The 840-nt window shown below is 39.6% G+C and carries 1 protein-coding gene; it reads left to right on the top strand.

The window, feature by feature from the left end; translation table 11 throughout:
• Positions 1 to 840 (top strand): SspB-related isopeptide-forming adhesin (locus HMPREF2637_RS00155; RefSeq protein ID WP_305367100.1); only part of this gene is annotated, 840 nt, incomplete at both ends.

Below are 840 nucleotides of genomic sequence, written 5' to 3'. Positions count from 1 at the left end.
GTAAGACTCTTGAAACTGTAAGCAACGATGCATCAGGTAACGTTAAGTTCTCTAAACTTGAGTTCAAGAAAGGCCAAGAAGGCGTACACAACTACACAGTAGAAGAAGTTAAAGGCTCAGATGCAACCGTTACATACGATACAATGAAAGCGAATGTAACAGTCACAGTTAAACACGATGGAACAGCTAAAGTTCTTATCGCGACTGTAGGCGACATTGCGGATAAAGAATTTAACAACCGTGTGACTCCACCAGAAGAACCTAAGTTCCAACCAGAGAAATATGTATTGAATACAGCTAAATTCTCTATCACAGATAACAAGCTTCTCGATGATGACTCAGAATTGGCTGACAAGTACGCAGACACAAATGCGAACCCATACGCTGACAAAGATGGTAACAACGAAGCAGAAAACATCAATACTAAGTCAGTTAAACGCGGCGAAAAAATCTACTATCAAGTATGGTTGGATACAACTAAATTCGACGCAGCTAACAAAGACAACGTTCAAACTGTAGGAATCACTGATGACTTCGATGAAACTAAGGTTGATGTAGATGGTTCAGCAATCAAAGCTTACGATTCAGTAACTGGAGCTGATGTCACAGATAAATTTGACATTAAAGTTGAAAATGGTGTGATGACTGCAACACTTAAAGATGGCTTCACTAAGTCACTTGGCGACGCAGAAAATACTCAAATTATCGATACTACTAAGTTCGAATTTGGACGTTACTACAAGTTTGATATTCCAGCAACTGTTAAGAACGATGTTCCTGGCGGTGCAGATATCGAAAATACTGCTGCCCAAGTTGTTAACTACTACAACCCAGTAAGCA

Source organism: Streptococcus sp. HMSC065H07 (assembly GCF_001837325.1).
Taxonomy (GTDB): Bacteria; Bacillota; Bacilli; order Lactobacillales; family Streptococcaceae; genus Streptococcus; species Streptococcus salivarius_H.
The sequence above is the reverse complement of the archived record's forward strand: the minus strand, read 5'-3'. Positions and strand labels throughout refer to the sequence as shown.